Origin of the sequence: Deefgea salmonis, assembly GCF_020531905.1 — a bacterium.
Lineage (GTDB): Bacteria > Pseudomonadota > Gammaproteobacteria > Burkholderiales > Chitinibacteraceae > Deefgea > Deefgea salmonis.
The window spans coordinates 1-2591 of the sequence record NZ_JAJAWG010000024.1; the positions used below are offsets into that span (position 1 = coordinate 1).

A 2591-nucleotide genomic window follows, 5' to 3' on the forward strand; every position below is an offset into this window, starting at 1 on the left:
GCCCTACACAAGAATTAACCCACGTCCCGCCACACCGATTGCATGTATTCCGGCCTATGAAAATCTGACTTGTCCGTAACTGGGCGGCGCCGCCCAGTTGCATCTTCTCCCAGGGAAATAAAAACACCTGGTCACGCCCCACAATGTTCTATCGCGTTCGCTTCCCGTCGATTACCAAAAAAGCCACTCGCGCCTAAAAACAGGTTTTCAGGTTTTGCCTTATGGTACATAATCAGAAAAGTGAATCACTAGGCAAATATCATGGCAACAAAAAAACCCCGCGTTCCAATCTTGTTCGAGGTCGAAGACTACGAGGTTGTGAAGCGTCTAGCAGAACTTCAAGGCACATCATTCTCCAAGATCGTTGCTGAGCTTATTCACGAGGTCGTTCCTCAATTGAAGGGAGTACTCGTTGCACTTGAGCAAGCCAAGGCTGCATCTGAAAAATTGACTCCAGAGGCTAAGGCACGACTACGCGCCAAGATGGAAGGCAAAGAGGCCGAGGCGATCGAAGCGATGGAAGAGCTACGCAAAGAACTGGACGACGGTTTGCAGATGGGTCTTGATTTGATGGCTCAAGAGATTGAAGCCGAATTGAATACCGGAAACGAAAAAGCCTAGACAGGAATCTAGGCTTTTTGTCCTTTGACAGCGCCAACTGTCTTAGGCGAATTCTTTTTTGAACGACCAAGAACAAAAAAGCACCCCAAGCAAGGAAGCAAGGAGTAACCATATTTTGAACGACCATTCATCAAAAGGAAACCCCGCCGTTATTCGCGGTGGGGAATCCTCCGCAAAAGCACATAGCGACACCCAAAAAGGGGCGCGGATGGGGGCGGCCACTGGCGACACCACCGCGCACATTTTTGGGTGTCGCCTTGGTAATACTGCGATAAAACGAGCCATCCAGCAAAACCGCGGCTTCCAGAGCCTTCCCGACGATATCAAGTGGACAAAACCGAACTCCGAAACGGGGGAAATTACCCCCTTTACTTTGTCGGTAAATCGCAACAACGAGGCGATAGCAAAAGTCTACAAAACACCCCAACAAATTCGTGCGGAACGCTTTGCTTTGAAGTCGGCTGTTCACGAACTGTTACCCGATACCCGCATGTGTCGCTGTCATCGTTGGCGGCAGAAAGATTCATCCGTCAAAGTTCTACTGGATACCGAGCACACCAAGGCTTTCTTGGCTGGCCTCCAGACTTGCGGCAGCGTTTGGGGTTGCCCGATCTGCGCAGCTAAGATTTCAGAGCGTCGTCGTGTCGAACTTGAAGGCGCAATCAAACAGGCCAAAGCCCTTGGCCTCAGTGTCATGATGCTGACCCTCACCATTCCACACGGTCTTGGTGATGACGTGTCCGATATGACGGACAAACTCAATGAGGCGTGGGCAAGTATCAAGCGTAATCGTGCTGGCAAGGCTGTTCGTGATGCAATTGGCTTAGTCGGTACAATCCGCGCCTCTGAGGTCACGCATGGCCTGCGTTCACGCATCAATAACGGCTTTCACCCTCACTTGCACATTCTGCTGTTCATCAATTCGAATATCCGCCCGTTAGACGTTCAGGCGCTCTTTGCCCCTCTCTGGCAATCCTGCTGCGTAAAACAGGGCTTGCCGCGTCCGTCTGATCGTTTTGGCTGCAAGGTAGACGATGGAAGCAAAGCTGCTGCTTATGCCTCTAAATGGGGGCTAGAGTCCGAGATGACTAAAGGCCACCATAAAACAGGCAGTGACGACAAAGGTCTAACCCCTTTCGACCTTCTCAGAGCGTATCTGTATGACGGTGACGAAGAAGCAGGTCGGCTTTTTCAGGTTTACTACAACGCCTACAAAGGTCGCCGCCAGTTGGTCTGGTCGAATGGTCTCAAGAAGCTCTTGGCTGTAGCGGATCTCACTGACGAAGAAATTGCAGCTCAACAGAAAGAGGGCGCAATTCAACTGGCCGAATTAACTCTGGACGAATGGCGCGCAATCTACAAAACCAAATCAGAGCCAATCATTCTCGATGTAGCCGAAAAAAACCCCGACGCACTTGATGACGTAATCAAAAGCATCAAAGCCAGACATGAGGAGGCGACGCACAAGCGAGCGTGCGCAGCGAGCGCTGAAGAAGCCGACGACAAGTCACATAAACACCACCAAAGGAGAATCCAGAAATGATGTTCAATCTCGACAAACGCACCTTTGAATTGCTGAATAAGGCTGGACACAAGATCACCTTTGAACAGTTCAGAGAGGTTTACAAAATCCGTATGGACGAACGCTACAACGACCCGAAGGCAGTAGCGAAGAGGGCGAAGGAGCAAAAGGAAAATGAGGCGTACTTGGAGTCATACCGCAAGGCTTTGGCTAATGAGCAACCAGAACCGCCCAGCGTGACGTAACCCGCTGGCCTCTCTGGTTCGCACGAGTTGGAACAACTCCTAAGTGCGCCCTTGTCGTGTCGTCGGTACGAAACATCCTATGTTTTTCGGCGTTAGCCTATCCTGCCCTACACAAGAATTAACCCACGTCCCGCCACACCGATTGCATGTATTCCGGCCTATGAAAATCTGACTTGTCCGTAACTGGGCGGCGCCGCCCAGTT

The 2591-nt window shown here is 51.0% G+C and carries 3 protein-coding genes; all 3 read left to right on the plus strand.

Going from position 1 to position 2591, the window contains the following annotated elements; all coding sequences use genetic code 11:
- The first annotated feature begins 261 nt into the window (after positions 1-261).
- The 3 genes from LG219_RS15225 to LG219_RS15235 are packed head-to-tail and all read left to right on the plus strand — an operon-like array spanning position 262 to position 2388.
- Positions 262-621: a hypothetical protein gene (locus LG219_RS15225; RefSeq protein WP_226765281.1), complete on the plus strand. Its 360-nt coding sequence runs from the start codon at positions 262-264 to the stop codon at positions 619-621.
- A gap of 58 nt (positions 622-679) precedes the next feature.
- Entirely contained in the window at positions 680-2164 is a 1485-nt protein-coding gene (locus LG219_RS15230; RefSeq protein ID WP_226765282.1) for a protein rep, read from the plus strand.
- Positions 2161-2388: a hypothetical protein gene (locus LG219_RS15235; RefSeq protein WP_226765283.1), complete on the plus strand. Its 228-nt coding sequence runs from the start codon at positions 2161-2163 to the stop codon at positions 2386-2388. Before LG219_RS15230 ends, LG219_RS15235 begins: the two co-directional genes overlap by 4 nt.
- Positions 2389-2591: the final 203 nt, after the last annotated feature.